Consider the following 615-nt stretch of genomic DNA (forward strand, 5'->3'; position numbering starts at 1 on the left):
GTGTACAGTGCTGAAAGGTTGAGACCCCAGAGATCAGCCTTGACGGGCCATCACCCCATCAAGACCCCTCTGGGGCCTCACTCGGCACCAAACCGTCTGTCGCGGGGATTGGGTTGCCGGGAGTAAAAAGCGAAAGACCTCGACCGGCGAACACGCGCCCCACGGTTGGCGCACTTCAGAGAGTAGCACGGTCCCGGGAAGTCGACTTTTTCATCCCCGGTTGTCTTCAGACTTTCTCCACATGCGGATGGTTGCGGTGTGACCTGCGGAAATTTTCCCAGGGAGCGCTAAAACGTTCCCCGCGATAAATCCCCCGTAGGTGTACAAACCCGCAGGTCAGAAGCCTGCGCGCAAAGAACCTCGGGCGGTAGGAGAAAAAGCGCGTGACGAACACCACACCACCCCTTCCGCAGTACGTCACGGTGGACGAGATTGCCGCTGAGCTCCGACTCTCCCGCATGACCGTCTATCGGATGATCCACAACGGCGTACTTCCCGCCGCCCGAGTCGGTGGCCGCAACTTCCGCGTCCGGACCAGCGACTATGACGCGTATAAGGCCGGCCTCCAAGAGGAGGCCGTTGCCCGACAGACCGGCGCCACCGTCCACATCCCCG

At 61.3% G+C, this 615-nt stretch carries 1 protein-coding gene; it reads left to right on the forward strand.

The window, feature by feature from the left end; all coding sequences use genetic code 11:
• Positions 1-383: 383 nt before the first annotated feature.
• Positions 384-615, forward strand: a 232-nt coding sequence (locus OO70_RS57190; RefSeq protein ID WP_051742517.1) for a helix-turn-helix transcriptional regulator, incomplete at its 3' end; no start/stop codon positions are given.

The organism is Streptomyces xylophagus, assembly GCF_000716435.1.
GTDB lineage: Bacteria > Actinomycetota > Actinomycetes > Streptomycetales > Streptomycetaceae > Streptomyces > Streptomyces xylophagus.